General features: G+C 40.5%; 1 protein-coding gene. It reads left to right on the forward strand.

Features of this window, described 5'->3' with window-relative positions; translation table 11 throughout:
- A partial coding sequence (locus R8N47_RS27815; RefSeq protein WP_318186435.1) for a helix-turn-helix domain-containing protein occupies positions 1 to 528 on the forward strand: 528 nt, incomplete at its 5' end.
- Positions 529 to 541 lie beyond the last annotated feature (13 nt).

Raw genomic sequence — 541 nt, forward strand, 5'->3', positions numbered from 1 at the left:
GTAAAAACGCCCCCCTGTAGAGGCAACAACCCCTCCAGCTACCTAGGCGATAATGACCCACAAATAAGCTACATATACGATACCTACGCATCGAAATCATACCAATACGACCCACACCTACAGGATATAAATACTGGGGGAGGCGTTTTTGCACATGTGGTATGTATTTTCAAAGCTCAATCAGGTACATATACTCGCTATATAAACAAGAGTCACGCCACACTTAGGTACATGATGAGCAAAGAAGCACAAGAAATAAAACCTCAAGAACTGAGCAAGCGTTGGGGAAAAGAGGTAATCAATGAAGGTTGGACAGCCATTCCTAATACTTTAATTGAAAGACAGCAAGCACTTAAGCTCAACCCTACAGAGATGAACATATTGCTAGTGTTATTAAAGTATTGGTGGGAAGACAATAAATCCCCCTTCCCTTCAAAAAAAACGATTGCGGACTACATAAATCGAGATATTAGTACCGTAAGAAAAACAAAAAAAAAGCCTAGAAGACAAAGGGCTGATAAAGCGTGAAGCACGGTTTTAT

It is taken from the genome of Vibrio sp. 2132-1, assembly GCF_033344315.1.